13 protein-coding genes are annotated in these 18,661 nt (G+C 59.0%); all 13 read right to left on the reverse strand.

The annotated features are described in order from the left end of the window. Positions 1-11 precede the first annotated feature (11 nt). Positions 12-3,866, reverse strand: coding sequence for a type VII secretion protein EssC (essC, locus tag RBI05_RS14000; RefSeq protein WP_310551563.1), 3,855 nt, complete (start codon positions 3,864-3,866; stop codon positions 12-14). Then, the gene (locus RBI05_RS14005; RefSeq protein WP_310551564.1) at positions 3,856-4,695 is read right to left on the reverse strand and encodes a DUF5050 domain-containing protein; all 840 of its coding nucleotides are present in this window, start codon (positions 4,693-4,695) and stop codon (positions 3,856-3,858) included. The genes essC and RBI05_RS14005 overlap by 11 nt, the downstream gene beginning before the upstream one ends. A 12-nt stretch (positions 4,696-4,707) precedes the next feature. After that, positions 4,708-4,941 carry an EsaB/YukD family protein gene (locus tag RBI05_RS14010; RefSeq protein WP_150457767.1) on the reverse strand — a complete coding sequence of 78 codons (234 nt, stop codon included), beginning with the start codon at positions 4,939-4,941 and terminating at the stop codon, positions 4,708-4,710. 22 nt (positions 4,942-4,963) lie between these two features. After that, positions 4,964-5,458, reverse strand: coding sequence for a hypothetical protein (locus tag RBI05_RS14015; RefSeq protein WP_310551565.1), 495 nt, complete (start codon positions 5,456-5,458; stop codon positions 4,964-4,966). Between the two features lie 15 nt (positions 5,459-5,473). Further along, positions 5,474-5,953: a hypothetical protein gene (locus RBI05_RS14020; RefSeq protein WP_310551566.1), complete on the reverse strand. Its 480-nt coding sequence runs from the start codon at positions 5,951-5,953 to the stop codon at positions 5,474-5,476. 13 nt (positions 5,954-5,966) lie between these two features. Then, a complete protein-coding gene (locus RBI05_RS14025; RefSeq protein WP_150457770.1) occupies positions 5,967-6,170 on the reverse strand; it encodes a hypothetical protein in 204 nt (67 codons plus the stop codon). A gap of 18 nt (positions 6,171-6,188) precedes the next feature. Beyond that, a complete protein-coding gene (locus RBI05_RS14030) occupies positions 6,189-7,070 on the reverse strand; it encodes a hypothetical protein (protein WP_150457771.1) in 882 nt (293 codons plus the stop codon). Continuing rightward, complete coding sequence (locus RBI05_RS14035; RefSeq protein ID WP_150457772.1) at positions 7,067-8,047, reverse strand: hypothetical protein; 981 nt, start codon at positions 8,045-8,047, stop codon at positions 7,067-7,069. The genes RBI05_RS14030 and RBI05_RS14035 overlap by 4 nt, the downstream gene beginning before the upstream one ends. Next, positions 8,025-9,497: a CpaF family protein gene (locus RBI05_RS14040; protein WP_310551567.1), complete on the reverse strand. Its 1,473-nt coding sequence runs from the start codon at positions 9,495-9,497 to the stop codon at positions 8,025-8,027. Before RBI05_RS14040 ends, RBI05_RS14035 begins: the two co-directional genes overlap by 23 nt. A 14-nt stretch (positions 9,498-9,511) precedes the next feature. Then, positions 9,512-10,339, reverse strand: coding sequence for a hypothetical protein (locus tag RBI05_RS14045; RefSeq protein ID WP_310551568.1), 828 nt, complete (start codon positions 10,337-10,339; stop codon positions 9,512-9,514). Further along, a complete protein-coding gene (locus tag RBI05_RS14050) occupies positions 10,318-11,196 on the reverse strand; it encodes a CpaB family protein (protein ID WP_310551569.1) in 879 nt (292 codons plus the stop codon). The genes RBI05_RS14045 and RBI05_RS14050 overlap by 22 nt, the downstream gene beginning before the upstream one ends. Beyond that, complete coding sequence (locus RBI05_RS14055) at positions 11,197-12,600, reverse strand: AAA family ATPase (protein WP_310551570.1); 1,404 nt, start codon at positions 12,598-12,600, stop codon at positions 11,197-11,199. Between the two features lie 309 nt (positions 12,601-12,909). Beyond that, positions 12,910-18,618 (reverse strand): HAMP domain-containing protein, encoded by a 5,709-nt coding sequence (locus RBI05_RS14060; protein ID WP_310551571.1) that lies wholly within the window; start codon positions 18,616-18,618, stop codon positions 12,910-12,912. Positions 18,619-18,661: the final 43 nt, after the last annotated feature.

Below are 18,661 nucleotides of genomic sequence, written 5' to 3' on the forward strand. Positions count from 1 at the left end.
AAGAAATTAAGTTATCGCAGCACGCCGCACCGAAGTCCGGTGTACCGGTTCTTCACAATCAGATATCCGTCGCCGAGCTCCATATTCCGCTCCTGGGAACCGTAAGGGAAAGAGACGTTATACAGGCTCTGCTCCTTGATTCTCCCGAGCAGCAGCCCGGTCTGTTCCTCCCGGATCACCTTGCCGAGCGTATCCCAGTTCGAGGCCAGCTCCGCGGTGTTGTCGGCGGCGATGACCGAGACCTTCAGCCCCCGGTCCTGCCGGATCATCCGCTCGAGCAGCTCATGCAGCGCATACATATCGTTGCCGGTCAGCTCGCCGAGCTTGTCGATCACGAACACGATCGGGCTCCAGCCCGCCGCGAGCGCGGCGGCGTCTCCTCCCGCCATCCGGCAGGCCAGCAGTTCCGAGCGGCGGGCGTCCAGCTTCTCCCGGAACGCCGAGCTGAAGTCGTAGAAGTCTTCCACGCCGGCCAGGTCGGTGACATAGGGGCGCTTCATCAGCTCGAACAGGCCCATGCCGGACGAATCCAGCGCATATACCTCCAGACCCGGCTCCTTCTCTGCGAGAAGGCTGATCCAGGATACCAGCAGCGTGCTCTTGCCTGACATCGCATCCCCGGCAACCATGAAGACCGGATGGGTCTGCAGGTCGAGGTGGACCGGCTGCAGATCATTGCTGGCCAGTCCGATTCCCAGCCGTGTCCCCTCGCCTTCCAGCGACCGGAGGTCGATCCAGGCCGGCATGACCGGAATCGGAACCGCCCGGCTGTCGAACCGGCCTTCCAGCCGTTCGATCAGCCCGTCCGTTCGCACCTCCCTGAATTCGGGGAGGGCCGTCTGGAATTCGAGCGGCGGCTTGCCCCGGACCAGACCGCGCCCGGCCGTTCTGGCCGGCTCCAGGCCTTCGGTCCGTCCGACAATGCCGTCGTACTCGCTTTTCTCCGTCATCTGGAGGCTGATCGCCATCGTGAAGTTGACCGAGAACTTGTAGCGGACCAGACCGCTGTTCGTCGCCGTGGCGACCAGGTAGATGCCGTACTTGAAGCCTTCCCGGGCCAGCACGACCATCTGCGCATCCATCTCTTCATACGTCTCCGACAGGGCAAAATAATTGTCGATGACCAGCATCACCGCCGGCAGAGTCCCGCCGCTCGCGCGGTAATCCGCGAAGCCCTCGCTGCCCGTCTCCCCGAAGAGCGTCCGGCGCTCCTCCATGATCCGGAACACGAACCGCATGAACTGGTCGATCTTCTCCTCCTGCTCCAGCGTCATGACGCCGCCGATATGCGGCAGCCGCTCCAGCGGTTTCAGCGAACCGCCGCCGAAATCCATAATATAGCCATGGAATTCATCCGGCGTGTAGAGCAGCGCAGCCGACAGCAGCAGCGTTCGCAGCAGCACCGTCTTCCCCGTTCCGGGAGCGCCGTAGACGAACAGATTCCCCTCTGCGGCAAAATCCAGCTCCAGCGCCTCCTGCCGCTGTCCTCTCGGGTCGTCCAGCAGTCCGGCCGGAATCCGAAGCAGCGCTTCCCGGCGCGCCCGGATGCCCTCCTCGCTCTCCGCCGGAAGGAGATCGTCCAGATAGACGGTCTCGGGCAGCGGCGGCAGCCAAGGACCCTTGACCGGCCGGATGCCGGACTGCTCGGCCGTCCGGATCATATGCTCCACCATCGCCTGAAGCTGGGACGGCAGTTCATGGCGGGCGATTTTCTCCTCTTCCAGGGGATAAATCTGTTCGCTTCGACCGGTGACGGACAGCTTGTACAGGCGCTTCGTCCGGTTCTCCACCTTCCGCAGCTCTCCTTCGGGATCATAATCCGCGCCGGAGTAAGCGGACTGGAAGAGCTCGAAGATCTCATCGTTGCCGACCTGAATGTATGCGCGTCCCGGCTCCTTGATCATGGCGGCGTCGGGCCGCTTGATGACATCCTTGCTGTCCGCCTCGTCCTGCACCTTGAGGCAGATCTTGAATTTCGAGTTGCTCCAGATCTGGTCGTCGACGACCCCCGCCGGCTTCTGGGTGGCGAGAATCAGGTGGACGCCCAGGCTTCGGCCGACCCGCGCCGTGCTGACCAGCTCCTTCATGAAGTCGGGCTGGTCCTGCTTCAGCTCCGCGAATTCGTCGGCAATCATAATCAGATGAGGGATCGCCGGCATGCCCGCATGATCGGAGCGGCTGTAGTACAGCTTCTGGTATTTATCAATGTTGTTGACTCCGTGCTCCGAGAACAGGCGCTGCCTTCGCATCAGCTCGCTCTTGATGGACAGCAGAGCCCGCGTCGTCTGGTTGCCTCCCAGGTTCGTAATCGTGCCCACGAGATGCGGCATTCCCCGGAAGGCGTCGGCCATCCCGCCGCCTTTGTAGTCAATCAGCACAAAGGCGATGTCATGCGGATGGTAGTGAGCCGCCTGCGACACGATAATGCTCTGGAGCAGCTCGCTCTTGCCGGAGCCGGTCGTTCCCGCCACCAGGCCGTGCGGGCCGAAGCCCGTCTCGTGCATATCAAGGTGAAGCGGCTCGCCGCCGGCGCGCACGCCGATCGGCACGCTCATGCCCCTGTAGGTCCGGTTCCGCGTCCAGTTCAGCAGCAGATCGGTATCCGTGACCTTCTCCGCTTCAAGCATGTCCAGCAGCGACACCGAGGTCGGAAGCGCGAAGCCCGCGTTCGTCTGCTTGATCCGAAGCGGGGCCAGCTTCCGCGCGGCCAGATCCAGCTCGCCGAGCTGCGTCTGATCCGGCGTGAATGCCGTCTTCCCGCCGGTAACCCGGTCGGCCATTTCTCCATGCTTGCCCTGCAGCGAGACTACAACCTTGCAGTTCATCGGCAGATAGGCGGCATTCGGCGCGACGAAGATCGTCGATACGCCGAGCTTCGAGCTGCCGTTGTACAGGTATCTGCCGATCGGTTCATTCTCCAGCAGGGTGACGTCCTCAACTACGAACAGGTAGTGCGGCAGAATGCCGCCGCCCGCCGCCCGAAGCTCGCGGTCCTTCAGCAGCGCATACATTTCGGAGAGCACCTGATGCGCAATCGCCTGCCCGCAGAGCAGGAAGCGGACATTCATACCGTCGTCCCACAGATGCGGAAGGAATTTCATCCAGCTCCAGCGCTCCATGCCATCGCCGCTTGTCAGAAGTACAATCCGGACATCGTCGTACCCTTGATGGGTAACGAGCTGGAGCATCATAGAGGTCAGCAGCGCCTGCGTCTTGGCCTCTTCCCCGGCCAGGCCGCAGATCTCCGATTCCAGCAGATTGACCGTTATCGGCACGCCCGGAACCTTGGCATAATCCATCGCCAGCCGCTGGGGCTCCATAATCAGCGGATCGCTCTCCAGGATGATCGCCTGCTTCGTATAGCGGATCTCCATTTCCAGCGGAGCGCTTCCGACCCCGATCCGCACCGCCAGGAAGTCGCCATGAACCGGCGTCTTCTCCCATAAGCGACGGTCCCCTTCCATAATCCGGCGCACGCATTCCCCCGGTTCGGGGAACATCCCGTTCATCGCCGCGCTCTGCTGTTCCCGGGCCACGGACAGCTCGCTGCGCGTGTCGGCGATGAATTGCAAGTATTTCTGCTCCCGCTCCTTCTTCTTGCGGGCATACTTGCGAATCTGCGAAATCGCCGTTCCCAGAGAGCCGATCAGCGTCATCACGGTCGTGGCGACCGAGATCAGCAGAAAGAGTGACTGGGAAGTCATTGCAATCAGCACCGTAATGACCAGCATCACAATCGGCGGGAGCAGAATGCCGAACCAGGAGATCTCCGGTTTCTCCTGCAGCATCGGCGGGTTAGGCACTTCAACTTCGCCGCGCGGGATTTCCGGAAGGAACCGCGGCTGACGGCTGAATTCAGTCTGCATCGGCATCCCCTCCCGGGGCCGGCAGCTTCTCCGCTTCTCCGCCCGTCAGCGGCAGCCGATACCACTCGCGGCCGCTGCTGAAGTAAATGTCATCCCCGTCCAGATGCAGATAATCGGCGCTGTCGCCGCTGATCCGAATGCCGGTTCCCGCCGCCGGGTCCACCCGGTACAGGCTGCTCCGGTTGCGCCGGTTGGCGCAGTACAGATAGCGTCCGTCCGTATTGATCGAGGCCGCCGCAATACCGCCTACCGCAGAGGTCTCCCCGCTGTCCAGATCGAGCAGCGTCAGCGCGAATTCCCGTTCCCTGTCCGCATAGGCCACCTTCCGGCCCGCCTGGATCATCCGCCCGGTGACGGCCGGGCTGACCGTCTCGGCCCGGCCTCCCCCGGCCAGAACCCGCTTGATTCCGAGCGGAGTCGAATAGAGCACCGACTCATCATCCAGCAGGAGGAACCCTCCGGCCCTGTCTTCGGACAGCCTGCGGTCATGCCGCCCGTCTTCGGAGCAGCACCAGAGACTTCCGTCCCGCTCATCGAGATAATAGATGAGTCCGCCGCGGACCACCGGCTGCGCGCACGGCTTGTCCAGCACCAGCACATCCCCGCGCGCGGCGGAGACGGAACGGTACAGCCGGTTCCCTCTGCGCTGGTCGCTGTACAGGATGCCGGATTCCCCTTCGTTCATGAACCACATCAGGCTGTCCGTGAACAGGTCGAAGCCGGTCCCGTTATGAATCAGATAAGTGCCGGAGTAGGTCTTGATATCGGTGACGAGCAGCTGGTCTCCGTCTCTGTGAACCAGTCCTCCGTTGTACAGGTTGCCGTTCATGCAATCGCTCCTTCATGAAATGACGGTCAGCAGGGCTCCGTGGCAGACGCCTTGTTCCCCCAGTGTCTTGGCGCTCTGCAGAATCCGTCCAAGCGGTTCGGCCTGCAGCCGCGTCTGCGGCCCCTTGCGGAGCTGAAGCGCTTCCTCCAGCATATCCAGCAGATCGCCGACCGGCACGAACGCCGGCACCTTCAGATCCGCCTGCCTGCCGTCCGCCGTCTGCAGAGTAATCATGATATAGTCCACGAATGACTCTCCCTTAAGTGATCTAGTTGCGGACCGAGAGCAGATAGGTCCGTTCGCTGACCAGCTTGTAGTCGCCGGGACTGCCTGCGGCTTCGGCCAGCTTCAGGTACTTGGTCTTGTACAGGTATTTGGACTCCGCGCGGACGTGAACCCGGGTGACGATCCGGTTCCGGGAATCCGTCGATTCGTCGAATTCAAACCGGACCGTGAACGGATGGAACCGTTCTTTCTCCGAACGGAACGTCACCTCGTCGCCGCTGCTGCCCGACACCCGCAGATGCAGCGCATCTCCGAAAGCTTCGGCAAAATACGCCTTGAACCGGTCCTCGTCCACCCGGGCATCCAGGTCCCGCATCAGCTCATCCTCGAGGCTCCGGTCCCTCGCCGCCCGCAGCGCGTTCGAGACTGCGGAGCTGACCGTCACCTTCTCCCTGAACACATTGGCGAATTCCACCAGCGGCTCAATGACAATGGACGCCATAACGACGACGAGAATAGCGATCGCAATATTTCTCACTGGCTCCCCTTCCCATCAGTCCCTATAGTAATCCAGATCCTTGTAATGCTTCAGGCCCGTGGTCGACATCTTGAAGGAGACGGGAAATTCCCGTTCCAGCTTCTTGCCCCACAAGGTGACCGTGAACGGATAGACCGCCCGGATCTCCACCTCCAGCGGCTCCCCCCGCTGCAGGTACGGCTTGTCGCTCTCGGCGCTGTCGTAATAGACCGTCTCGTCGTCATCCCCGATGGCGCTGCGTCCGTCCGCATTCGTAATCCGAATCTCGATGTCGTCCGCCTTGTCCCGGTAGACCGGACGTTCCTGAAGCTGGTCCAGCGCCTCTTCATAGTAGCTTTCCTTCATATAATTATCTCCGGCCACAACCTGGGAGACGTTATAGGTCTCGGTTATCAGCGTCAAATACCACGGGAAGAAATAGGCCAGATTCAGCAGCAGCAGAATCGCGACCGAGGATAGAATCACGCCGAGCACGCCTTTCGCAACACCACGCATCGCCAGCCTCCGGTCAGGTCGTCATATTCTCAATCTGCTTCATGAACAGATCCCAGACCTCGCTGATCCACGTATTCAAAAAGGTTCCGGTGATCAGGCTGATCGCCGCGCCGATGACCACAATGACCGCCACGGTAGCGGCGATCTCCTTCACTCCGACCGCTCCGCGCTCGTCGGCCAGGAATCTCTGCAATTTCGTATCCGCTGTCTTCTTCATTTCATTGTCCTCCTCATGCTATTGAAACATTTTGATGGAACCCAGAATCGTGAACAGGTAGTAGATCAGGATATAGGCGGCAAGCACCAGGATCAGCGCCATCTGGATGCGGGCCCCGCTTCTCTCCCGCCGCTCCAGCTCTTCTTCCAGCGCCCGCACCCGGAAGCCGTCCAGCTCGTTCTTGAGATAAGCCATCTGGGCGACGTTGTCATAGCCCTTCAGCCGGGTCTCCATAATGTCGCAGAACTTGATGACATAATGCAGAGGCACCCGCTTCTTGAGCTGCTTCAGCGCGAACTCCTCGCCGTACTCGGTGTTGTCGAGCATCACGCCCAGCTCCTCGCCGATGTCGGGATTGGCGTTCGGAATATAGTCTCTCAGCACATCCGCCAGATGGATATTGACCGACTTGATGTACTGGTAGTACACCATGCTGTAGAAGGCCGGAAAGTCGAGGGCGATGTTCTTGTTCTTGCGCTCGATTGCCCGTTCCAGCTCCGATACCGGATACAGCCAGCCCAGGATAACGAAGATGGCGGTCAGATAGCCGAGAACCGGATTCAGCTTGAGCATCAGGGCGGTCAGCAGCAGCGCTCCCAGCAGATAGAGAATCTGCTCCGTCCGGACCTCCTCCGGGCTTTTGTTCAGATCGAGCCGGTCGATCATCTTCTTGAAGCGGGCCCGTTCGGCCGCGCTCAGCAGCGCTCCGGCATATTTGCGGGCGAGACGGAGCTTGAAGCGTCTGACCCGCTGCCTGAACTTCTCGTTCTTGCGCTGCTTGACGTATTGGCGGGCCCGTTTCTTCTGGCTGCGGCTAACCGAGCGCATCATCGGATAGAACAGCACCCGCACCAGATAGAGAATCGACAGCATGGCGGCCAGCTTGGCGAGCAGAATCATTTCGTCCCGCCTCCGCCCATGCTTCCCTGGAGCACCTGGCTTCTGGCGAAGCTCAGGCACACGGCGCTGATCATGACCGTGTTGATCATTTTGCCGGCATCCGTATGAAGCATGAACGCCCGGAAGTCGGGCACGGTCAGCGCATACAGGAAGAACAGCACAATTACGGCCGTCTTCATCAGGAAGCTGCGGTTCATCTTCCGGAAGATCATCTCTTTCTTGAGATTAATCTCGCGCAGCACCGCGTTCTCGTCCACAATGTCCAGGAAAATATCCGCCATGCCCTTCCGCTCGTTGTATTCGAACACAATTGCCTTCTTCGCGAAGTTGTCGAACTTCGGGCCGAGCTGCCGGTTCAGCAGCTGGATCGCCTGCTTGAACGAATAGCCGTTGTTCTCGCAATTGTCGATGAACTGCTGGAAGTACGGCCGCAGGCCGGGGCTGATGTACTCGTCCGTCTCCATCACCTTCTTGATCGCCACCAGCACGCCTTCGCGGGCCAATGGACAGATGACATCCTCCGCATCCATGATCTGTTCGAGCCGCTGGGCCTGGATGGCCCGCGACTGCATCACGAAGAAGGTAAGCAGGCCGATAAAGACCGAGATCGTAATCAGCACCGACAGGGTCAGGCTCTTCATGAACAGCACAATCAGGAGCATGACGATCGCGAAGCAGATGCAGAGAATCGAAGTGAAGCTCTCCAGCGTGAACGGCATGTTGAAATCCAGAATCAGGCCCTCGACCATCCGGTTGTACTTGGCGTAGAGGTTCTCCTTGCGCTTGACGATCCGCTCCCGCTTGACCCGGTCCACATAGCGCTTCGTATTGTAACGGCCCAGATATTCGGCGAGCGTATCGACCTGCTCCAGAATATAGCCCCCCAGCCCCTGAAAGAACCTTACGCCGAACACGGCGTTGAACAGGAGGAAGCCGGCCAGGCCGAGCATCAGACTAATCGTAAGAGGCGTACTCACTGAGCGCATACACCTCCGTTTCATCATCCGCGGGATCGGCCGTGAAGAGCTCAAAGCGGCTCCGTTTGATCCCCGCCTTGATCATGAGCTGCTGCGCCTTCTGCGACAGCTTGCCCACCCGGCGGTGCCGTCCGGCGATCCGGATAATCTTCCGGTCTCCGTCCCACTCCTCAACCACGTCCTCGTACTCGAAGCGGTAGATCTGATTAATGAGCGGGTTCAGTCCGTCGGCTCCGGTGACTTCGGAGATGGACGTGACCTTGCGGGTGCCGTCGGCGAGCTTCTCCTGAAAAATCACGAACTTCACCGCGCTGCAAATATTGCGCAGCGCCAGCTCCGCCGGCTCGTTCGATGCCATCAGATAGGCCGTCAGGAAGCGGTAGATCGCTTCCCGGTCGCCTTCCGCATGCAGCGTCGAGAAGAAATAATGCCCGGTCTGCGCCGCGCGCAGCGCTGTGGCGAATTCCCCCGGCGTCCGCAGCTCCCCCGGACCGATCCAGTGCGGCGACTGCCGCATCGCGTTGATGAGCAGGTTCTCCATCGTCGCCGGGCTGGCATCGTCGTCCTCCGGCACCGATTCGTACTGGAGCACATCGTTCAGAATCCGTCCGTGCTCGCTTCCGCCTTCGCGGCGGATCAGCCGCATCTCCGACGGATTCTCGATTGTGATAATGCGCTGCATCGGATTGATCTCCTTGACCAGGATCTCGTTCAGCGTCGTCTTGCCGCTGCCGGTCGGTCCGACCGTAATCCAGGAGAGGTCCGACTTCGGAATGAGCGACAGCAATCGGTACATATTCGCCGAGAACGACCCGTTCTCGACCAGCATTTTCGGATTGATGCTCTTCTTGCTGAATTTCCGGATCACGAAGGCCGGCTGTCCGTACGGCGAAATATCGGCATGGGTGGCATTGACCCGGTACCCTTCAATCGTGCGGGCGTTGACCATCGGCATCTTCGGAATGAGCCGCATCTTCGATACGCCGATCAGCTTGGCGATAATCCGCTCCATATGCTCCCGGTCGGTAAAATGCTGCTCCCAGGGGATCGACTTGCCGCCGCTCTCCACGAAGATCTGATCCGGCCCGTTCGCCCGAATCTCGTCGATGGAGGGGTCCTCCATCGCCTCGGTAATCGGACCGTAGTGGGTGATCTCATTGATGAGCGCGCTCTTGAGCTGCGGCAGCTCATAATAGCCTTCGACCGAAGGCATCTGCGAATCGACAAATTCGTTGATGTAGGCCTTCGTCATCTCCCGCTTCCGGCCGGGGTCCGTCTCCCGGCGGTAGGCATGGGTCGTAATCTTGGTTATGTATTTCTGGCACAGCTCCAGCGCTTCCTCAAAGCTGATGGTCGTATATTTGGTGGCCAGATCCTCCAGGTTCTCCTTGGGATGGGCCTGGTGCAGCACCTTCTGCTGCATATCGCTGATTTTTCCGCGTGTCAGCAAGGCTGTCCTCTCCCTTATTGGTCCGCCAGCCGGTCGGCCAGTTTCTGAATGTCTCTCTTGAAGTATTTATTGACGATCGGACTGTCCTTGATATAGAGCCTGCCGTCATGGGCGCAGACGGTCGCCTCCTTGACCAGCGGCAGCGCCGCTGCGATCTGGAAGCCCATTTCCCGCATGACCTTATAGTCGAACTCGATATTCTGAAGGTTCATCATGACAACGCTCATGAACTTGGCGGTGCTGATGCCGACCGATTGGGCAAAATCCAGCAATTTGACCATATTGACCGCAGCTTCCATCCGTTCCGCGGCGGTGAAGAAGCCGATGTGGCAGAACTTCATCGCCCCGAGGCAGAATTCCAGCGGCGGGTTGTTCGGAATGTCGATCAGCACCAGGTCGAACATGCTCTTCAGCGTATCAATGACCCGCTCCAGATGGCCGAACTCGAAATCAAAATATTCCTCCATCAAATCCTGCTGGCTGGGCGAGAGCAGATACAGCCGCTCGTACTTCGTCTCTATCAACTCGTCGCGGAAATCGACCTTGTCGCTCTTGAGCAGCCGGAGCAGTCCGCTTCCTCTCTTGGGCGGCGCCGCGTCCAGATACTGATAGAGATTGGGGTAGAATACCTTGAGATCGACGACGCAGGTATTCAGTCCTTTTTGTGAGAGCAGGTAGGCCAGATTGCTGATGAGCAGCGCATTGTCCGTGCAGTCCGTCGCCGGCAGGAAGCCGACCACGCTGTAGATCAGACTGTTCTCCTGGAGCTCGGCTCCGACCAGGTCCTTCGACGAGATCTTCTGAAAGATGCTGTCCAGCCCTATTCGCCGCTTCCGATCCATGACTCCACCTCTTTCTCCAAGGTGGGCAGCTGATCGACAATGACGTCGCTGTCCTTCCGGCTAAGTATCGTAATCAGGAACGAATTCCCGTCCAGGCCCTTATACTTGGCGAACTTGTTGATCTGCTCCGTCGTCCCTTCCAGCAGCAGCGCCCGGGGCTGAATGTTCTTCAGGAACTCCTTGCTCTTCATGACTTCCTGCTTCTTGTTCTCGTCGAGCTTCTGGACTTCCTTATACACCTCGTAGATCGAGTGGCTGTTCGCGTTCAGCATATCTTTGACAATGATGCTGTCGAACAGCACCTCCGTCTTCTTCACCTTATTCGGCGATTGGGAATAAACCGCGTTCGGATTGCCGGTTCCGCCGGCCGAGTCGACGTCGTAGGTCACCCGGATTCGCACCCGGTCGCCCGGCATCAGAATGTCGCCCCCGACCTCCAGGAAGTTATAGGGCAGCGTCAGCACTTCGTTCTTGTCCTCCACCCGGTACAGCCATTCGTTCTTCTGCGGCTTCTCGTCAATCAGCTGATCCTTGTAGAGAACCGTGTTCTTCCGCAAAAAGTTGGCGGTCAGCTTGCCCTTGACCTCTTCCAGATCGTCGGCGAGCACCATGTCCTCGGTGTACTCCCTGCGGATGAGCTTGTACTTCTCAATCAGATGGTCGTTCAATTGAACAAAAGCGGGGATCCCCTCGCTCGGCTTCACCCGAAGCACAGTCACGACATCGCTCGCTTCCTTGCTCGCCTTCGTGATGGCCAGGTAGGAAGCCACAATGATGAACAGACTGAAGAGCAGCGCTGCTCCCCGTTTGAACAGCTGCCGGTTGGGAGCCGCATTTTTGAGACCGCTCAAATCCATTTATCCCGTTCCCTCCAGTAGTCGAAGAAGTATATTGCCGTAGGCGCGTTCGTAATGGGCGCTGGTATACACAAGCGGCACGTCGGACTCGATCTGGGAATCGAACTCGCTGCTGTAGGGAACATGGCCCGCCACCTTCATTTCATAGGTGAAGCCGTCCATCAGCCCCGAAGTCAGCACCCGGGCTACCGCATCCGGCGTGAACATTTCTCCCTGGAAGCGGGACCGGTCGTTGTACCTTGTCACGACCAGCTTCGATTTGGCGTTGAGGTAGGCGACTTGCTCCTTCGGGAGCTTGTTCTCCACATTGCGCAGCGTGCTGAGCACCGAATACAGGTCATTCGGAACGCATAATCCAAAACTGTCGATATGTATCATGATTTCGGTGTACTTCCCCAGCAGATCGAGCGGCAGGTCCAGTACGATCAGGTTAAAACGATTGCGCATCAGCGACAGAAGGGCGGTAAGCCGGGCTTCGGTCACGAACTGCCCGATCAATCTCGCATCGTCGAACCCGTACCCGAGTCCGGTCAGCCAGACATTCTCTTTGATCGGATAGGCGGTCGCCGCAAAATCCTGGGGTCTTGCCAGAGTCCGGATCAGCGAGGCGTTGATGTCGTCGTCCCGCTTTGTCGTTTCGTGGAAGCTTCCGAAGTACATATTCGTGCTCCGGTAATCCATGTCGAGATCCACGATCAGCGCGCTCAGCCCCCGTCTGCCCGCCTCGCTTGCCAGGTTGACGGCCGTGCTCGTCACTCCGCTGCCGCGGTGTCCCGTTACAGCTACGACGCGGCTGATTCCCCGGCTGATCCGGTTAAGCTCCCGGGTCAACGCATCGGTCGGCTCCAGCGTATGGCGTTCCTTGCTCTTTGAACGGAACCGGTCCAGGAACGATTTCCGCGGAGCTGCCGGCTCCCCGGTCGGCCGGGAACCCGCATGCTGCGCGGCATTCAGCGGCAGTGCAGGCTCCGAAGTGGAGTTCTTGCCCTTGGCCGCAGACCGCTGCGGCGTTGAGGCGGCAAGCTCGATTCCACGGGCGAGCAGCCCGGGAGTCATCCGTATGTAATCCCCCGCCTCCACCCGGATCTGCGGGCAGCGGGCAAGCAGCCCCTCCCATTCCCGGGGTCTCCAGCCGTCGCCGGTGAGGACCACGACCGGCACCGGCGCCGGAAGAATGGCGGCCAGCCCGGCGACGAGGCTCTCCAGATCGCGCCTGTCGCGTTCTGCGGCCAGCGTCAGCGCCTCTTCGGTAATCAGAACGCCGTCCGGCCGGAGAGGGGACTCCGCTATGTAACCGATGGCTTCGGCGAGGGTCAACGGTTCTTCGTTAATCAATTCGGTGGAACTGGTTATGTACTGGCGTGCGACGGATCCGTATCCGCCGGCAATCAATAGCAGTCTCACGGGTCCCTCCTTATGTATCCAATCCTTATGTATCCAATCCTGATGCATTCAACTGTGGAACCAAAGCTGGTCCGTCCGTAGGAGCCTTTCTATGGCTCAAGACGGAGAATAAAAAATAAATAACAGAAATAATTGGAAGTTTCTGAATTTTATAATTGTATATTAAACCGCTGATTAATAAATGAAACTGATACTTAAGAACCAATTGATTTCTTTTTTCGGCATTTTCGTGATTCATCTCATAGAAACCCCAAAAAAAGCCACAGTTCGCGAACTGCGAACTGCGGCTTTACACCCAGGAAATATAAATTATCGGTCCAGCCAGGTGCGCATCATGGACAGCAGCTGGGCACTGTTAACCGGCTTCGTAATATAATCCGAGCATCCGGCTTCCAGGCACAGCTCCCGGTCTCCCTTCATCGCCTTGGCTGTCAGAGCGATGATCGGCAGCTCTTCGAAGCGTCCGTTCTCCCGGATGGAGCGGGTCGTTTCATAGCCGTCCATTCCCGGCATCATGATATCCATCAGCACAATTTCGATGTCCGGGGTCTGTTCCAGAAGACTGATTGCATCCTGGCCGTTCTCCGCCGGAATCACCTTCATGTGATGCCGTTCCAGAATCGACGTCAGCGCAAAGATATTCCGGATGTCGTCGTCCACTACAAGCACTTTCTTGTACTCGATCATATCGTCGGAGTTATGCAGTTTGACCAGTCTCTCCTTCGATTCGGCCGGGAGATTCTCTGCCTGCAGGTGCAGGAAGAGCGAGGACTCGTCCAGCAGTTGAACATTGGACTTCACCTCTTTGAGCACGGCCATCCGGGTCAGCTCATCCCACTCATTCTCCTCGTCCGGCGTCAGCTTCCGGCTCAGACGCACCAGAACCGGTACCCGCTTGTTCTTGGCATTCTTGTGCATATCCCGGACGAAGCGGATCAGGTCCATGTCCGGAAGCGCATTGTCGAGAATAACACAGTCAAAATCCTTGGCGTTGATCTGGTTCAGCGCCTTGCGTCCCGTGTCCACGGATGTGATCTTGAGATCGGGATTGTTCAGAAGATCGGCAATCCCCTTGCGCTCTTCCTCGTTGCGGACCGCAACGAGCAGGCTCCGCCCCTTCTTGTCCGCGAATTCGTTCAGCCGGTCCAGCGCATTCTCCAGTTCTTCGTTCGTCACCGGCTTGCGGAAATAATCATGGACTCCCTTCTGCAGCAGCAGCACTTCGTCTTCATCGACGGTCATGACGCAGATCGGAATATGCCGGACATGAATGTCATTCTTCAGCTGGTCGATGACCAGCCATCCGTTGGTGTCCCCGCCCAGATGAAGATCCAGCGTAATGGCGATCGGCTTGTACCGGTGCGCCAGCTCCAGGGCATCCCATCCGCCGGCGGTTATGACGGCTTTGATCCCCTTCTTGTGCAGAAGGTCCAGAATAATCTCGTTGAATTTCTGGTCGTCCTCAATGATAAGGAACACCCGGTCTCCCGGTTCGATCCGGTCGCGGTCGTCCTCCAGCGTCTCCTCCGCCGGCTTGACCAGACTGCTTCTGCGCTTGGACGGCGTAATATCAATCACTTCCGGCATATGCGGTTTCTTGGGTTCCGGCTCCGTGAACTCCGCTTCCGTCGGAAGGTACAGGTTAAATACGCTTCCCTTGCCGACTTCGCTGTAGAGCGTAATTTCTCCGCCCAGCATTTCGGCGATCTCGCGGGAGATGGCGAGTCCCAGCCCCGTTCCTCCGTATTCCCGGTTCGTGCTGCCGTCCGCCTGCTGGAAGGCCTCGAAGATGATCTGCTGCTTCTCGTGCGGAATGCCGATTCCCGTATCGCTGACCGAGAAGCACAGCACAGTTCTGGCCCGGTTCAGCGATTCGCGCTCCGGATTCCAGCCTTCCTCCGCCTTGCGGATCTGCACCATGATCTGGCCTTCTTCCGTGAATTTGAAGGCATTGGACAGCAGGTTCTTCAGGATTTGCTGCAGCCTCTTCGGATCGGTCATGATCCGGGGCGGAACCCCGGGATCGACACTGATCCGATAATCGAGCTTCTTGGCGTTCACCATGTGCCGGAAGGTCCGGTCCAGACCGCCCGTCAGTTCCGCGAGCGGAACCTCGCTGTAGTCCGGCGTCACGGTGCCGGATTCGATTTTGGACAGATCGAGAATGTCATTGATCAGATTGAGCAGCTCCAGACCCGAGTCCTGAATCGTCTTCGCGAACTTCACCTGAATGTCATTCAGATTGTCGTCCGGATTCTCGGCCAGCTGTTCGGCCAGCAGCAGCAGGGAATTCAGCGGCGTCCGCAGCTCATGCGACATATTCGCCAAGAACTCCGATTTGTACTTGGACGTCAGGGCCAGCTGCTCGGCCTTCTCCTCCAGATAACGCTTGGCCACTTCCACCTCGTGGTTCTTGCTCTCGACCTCCGCCTTCTGGAGTACCAGCAGCTTCGCCTTGTCTTCCAGCTCGTCGTTCGTATTGCGCAGTTCCATCTGCTGCTTCTGCAGCTCCTCGGTGAGCGACTGCGACTGGATCAGCAGCTCCTCCGTCCGCTGGTTCGCCTGCATCGTATTAATCACAATCCCGATCGACTCCGTCAGCTGATCCAAGAAGGCGATGTCAATATCGCTGTAGGAACGGAAGGTCGCCAGCTCCAGAATGGCCAGCACCTGATCCTCGAATATGATCGGCAGCAGAATGATATTCAGCGGCGTCGCTTCGCCGAGCCCCGAAGAGATCACCACATAATCGTGCGGAACATTGGTGAGCAGAATGCGCTGCTTCTCGATAAGGCACTGTCCCACCAGTCCCTGTCCGGCCCGGAACTCGTTCGCCAGATGCTTGCGGTTCTGATAGGCGTAGCTGGCGAACAGCTTCAGCACCGGTTCCCCGTTCACCGGCTCGTTGATATACAGAACGCCGTGCTGCATGGACACGAGCGGAGCCAGTTCGGAGAGGATCATGCGGCTCACCGCGTACAGATCGCGCTGGCCCTGCAGCAGCCGGGAGAATTTGGCCAGATTCGTCTTCAGCCAGTCCTGCTCCGTATTGATGCGAGTCGTTTCTTTCAGATTGCGGATCATCTCGTTGATGTTGTCCTTCAGCGTCGCCACTTCTCCGGAAGCGGAGACGTCAATCGTCCGGGACAGATCGCCGTTGGTTACGGCGGTGGCGACGTTCGTGATGGCGCGGACCTGGGTGGTCAGCGTGCTCGCCATATAGTTAACGTTGTCCGTGAGATCGCGCCACGTGCCTGCCGCGCCCGGCACATTGGCCTGTCCGCCCAGCTTGCCCTCCGCGCCGACCTCGCGGGCCACGGTGGTTACCTGGTCCGCGAAGGTCGCCAGCGTCTCGATCATGTTGTTGATCGTATCGGTCAGCTCGGCGATCTCGCCCTTGGCGTCCACGGTCAGCTTCTGCTTCAGGTTCCCGTTCGCGACTGCGGTTACGACCTTGGCGATGCCCCGCACCTGATCGGTCAGATTGGTCGCCATGATATTCACGTTGTCCGTGAGGTCCTTCCAGATACCGCCGACGCCCCGCACCTGGGCCTGAACGCCGAGTTTGCCGTCCGTACCGACCTCGCGCGCCACGCGCGTCACTTCGGATGCGAACGAATTGAGCTGATCCACCATCGTATTGATCGTGTTCTTCAGCTCCAGCAGTTCGCCCTTCACGTCGACGGTGATCTTCTTCGACAGGTCCCCGTTCGCGACCGCCGTCGTGACTCCGGCAATATTGCGCATCTGGATGGTCAGATTGCTGGCCATGTAGTTCACCGTATCGGTCAAGTCCTTCCAGGTGCCCGACACATCTTTTACTTCCGCCTGAGCGCCGAGCTTGCCGTCCGTGCCGACCTCTCGCGCCACGCGCGTCACTTCGGAGGCGAACGTCGAGAGCTGGTCCACCATCGTATTGATGGTAATCTTCAGCTCCAGAATTTCGCCTTTGACGTCTACCGTAATCTTCTTCGACAGATCGCCCTTCGCCACCGCCGTCGTGACGTCCGCGATGTTGCGCACCTGGTCGGTCAGATTCCGGGCCATGTTATTAACGCCTTCCGTCAAGTCCTTCCAGGTGCCGCCGACGCCCTTCACCTGCGCCTGGCCGCCGAGCTTGCCGTCCGTGCCGACCTCTCGCGCCACGCGCGTCACTTCGGAGGCGAACGTCGAGAGCTGGTCCACCATCGTATTGATCGTGTTCTTCAGCTCCAGAATCTCGCCCTGTACATCCGCCGTGATCTTCTTCGACAGGTCGCCGTTCGCAACCGCCGTCGTAACCACGGCGATGTTGCGCACCTGGTTCGTCAGGTTCGAGGCCATGTAGTTCACGCTCTCGGTCAAATCCCGCCACGTGCCGGCGACGCCCTTCACCTGCGCCTGTCCGCCCAGCATCCCTTCGGTGCCGACCTCTCGGGCCACGCGCGTTACTTCGGAGGCGAACGTCGAGAGCTGGTCCACCATCGTATTGATCGTGTTCTTCAGCTCCAGAATCTCGCCTTTGGCGTTGACCGTGATCTGCTTCGAGAGGTCTCCCTTCGCTACCGCCGTCGTCACTTCGGCGATATTGCGCACCTGATCGGTCAGCGTGCCCGCCATGAAATTCACGCTGTCGGTCAGGTCCTTCCAGGTGCCCGACACGCCCTTCACGTCCGCCTGGCCGCCGAGAATGCCTTCCGTCGAGACCTCGCGCGCGACGCGCGTTACTTCAGAGGCGAAATTGCTAAGCTGATCGACCATGATATTGATCGTACTCTTCAGCTGGAGAATCTCGCCTTTGGCATCGACGGTGATCTTCTTGGACAGGTCGCCCTTGGCGACCGCCGTCGTCACCTCGGCGATATTGCGCACCTGGTTCGTCAGATTCGAGGCCATGTAATTGACGCTCTCGGTCAAATCCCGCCAGGTGCCCGATACGCCTTTCACATCCGCCTGTCCGCCGAGAATGCCTTCCGTACCGACTTCGCGCGCCATCCGGGTAACCTCAGAGGCGAAGGTCGATAACTGATCCACCATCGTATTGATCGTAATCTTCAATTCCAGAATTTCGCCCTGCACGTCGGCCGTAATCTTCTTCGACAGATCGCCGTTGGCGACGGCCGTCGTGACTACGGCGATGTTGCGCACCTGATTGGTCAGATTGGTCGCCATGTAGTTCACGCTTTCGGTCAAATCCCGCCACGTGCCGGACACATCCTTCACGTCGGCCTGCCCGCCGAGCTTGCCTTCCGTCCCGACTTCGCGCGCCACCCGCGTGACCTCGGATGAGAACATCAAGAGCTGGTCCACCATCGTGTTGATCGTATTCTTCAATTCCAGAATTTCGCCGCGCGCATTGACCGTAATCTTCTTCGAGAGGTCGCCCTTCGCAACGGCGGTCGTGACCGCCGCGATATTGCGCACCTGGTCCGTAAGATTGGTCGCCATGTAATTCACGCTGTCGGTCAGATCCTTCCAGGTTCCCGACACGCCCTTCACGTCGGCTTGGCCGCCGAGAATGCCTTCCGTACCGACTTCACGCGCCACGCGCGTCACCTCGGAGGCAAACGTGCTGAGCTGGTTGACCATCATGTTGATGTTGCTGGCCGTCCGCTGGAACTCGCCGGTCAGCGCCCGGCCTTCAATCTCCAGTTCCACCTTCTGGGACAGATCGCCCTTGGCCACTGCGTTGATGACGCGAACCATCTCGCTGGTCGGCTGAATCAGATCCATGACCAGTCCGTTCAGCGAATCCGTAATCGTGTCCCAGGAGCCGCCCAGATTCTTCTGGACGAAGCGCTTCGACAGGTTCCCTTCCTTGCCGACCACCTTCGCCACCGTCTCAACCTCGTTGACCATGCCTTCCTGAATCTCCATGATCTCGTTGAATGTATCCGCCACTTTGCCGGCGATTCCCGTCCGGTCATAAGGCATTCTATAGGTGAAATTCCCCTTCTTCATTGCCATCAAGGCGTTCAGCAGCTCCCCGATATCCACTTGGTCGGCGCCGGCTGCTCCGGCTGGATTCTGATCCTTCATCTTCTAGACCTGCCCCTTTGTTGTCGCATAGTAGCTGACGTTT

Origin of the sequence: Paenibacillus glufosinatiresistens (assembly GCF_031470375.1) — a bacterium.
GTDB classification, from domain to species: Bacteria; Bacillota; Bacilli; order Paenibacillales; family Paenibacillaceae; genus Paenibacillus_AQ; species Paenibacillus_AQ glufosinatiresistens.

Bases quoted from the DNA above. Each gene is read 5' to 3' on its own strand.
- essC (WP_310551563.1), bottom strand. From the start codon at position 3,866: ATGCAGACTGAATTCAGCCGTCAGCCGCGGTTCCTTCCGGAAATCCCG.
- RBI05_RS14005 (WP_310551564.1), bottom strand. From the start codon at position 4,695: ATGAACGGCAACCTGTACAACGGAGGACTGGTTCACAGAGACGGAGAC.
- RBI05_RS14020 (WP_310551566.1), bottom strand. From the start codon at position 5,953: ATGCGTGGTGTTGCGAAAGGCGTGCTCGGCGTGATTCTATCCTCGGTC.
- RBI05_RS14025 (WP_150457770.1), bottom strand. From the start codon at position 6,170: ATGAAGAAGACAGCGGATACGAAATTGCAGAGATTCCTGGCCGACGAG.
- RBI05_RS14030 (WP_150457771.1), bottom strand. From the start codon at position 7,070: ATGATTCTGCTCGCCAAGCTGGCCGCCATGCTGTCGATTCTCTATCTG.
- RBI05_RS14045 (WP_310551568.1), bottom strand. From the start codon at position 10,339: ATGGATCGGAAGCGGCGAATAGGGCTGGACAGCATCTTTCAGAAGATC.
- RBI05_RS14050 (WP_310551569.1), bottom strand. From the start codon at position 11,196: ATGGATTTGAGCGGTCTCAAAAATGCGGCTCCCAACCGGCAGCTGTTC.
- RBI05_RS14060 (WP_310551571.1), bottom strand. From the start codon at position 18,618: ATGAAGGATCAGAATCCAGCCGGAGCAGCCGGCGCCGACCAAGTGGAT.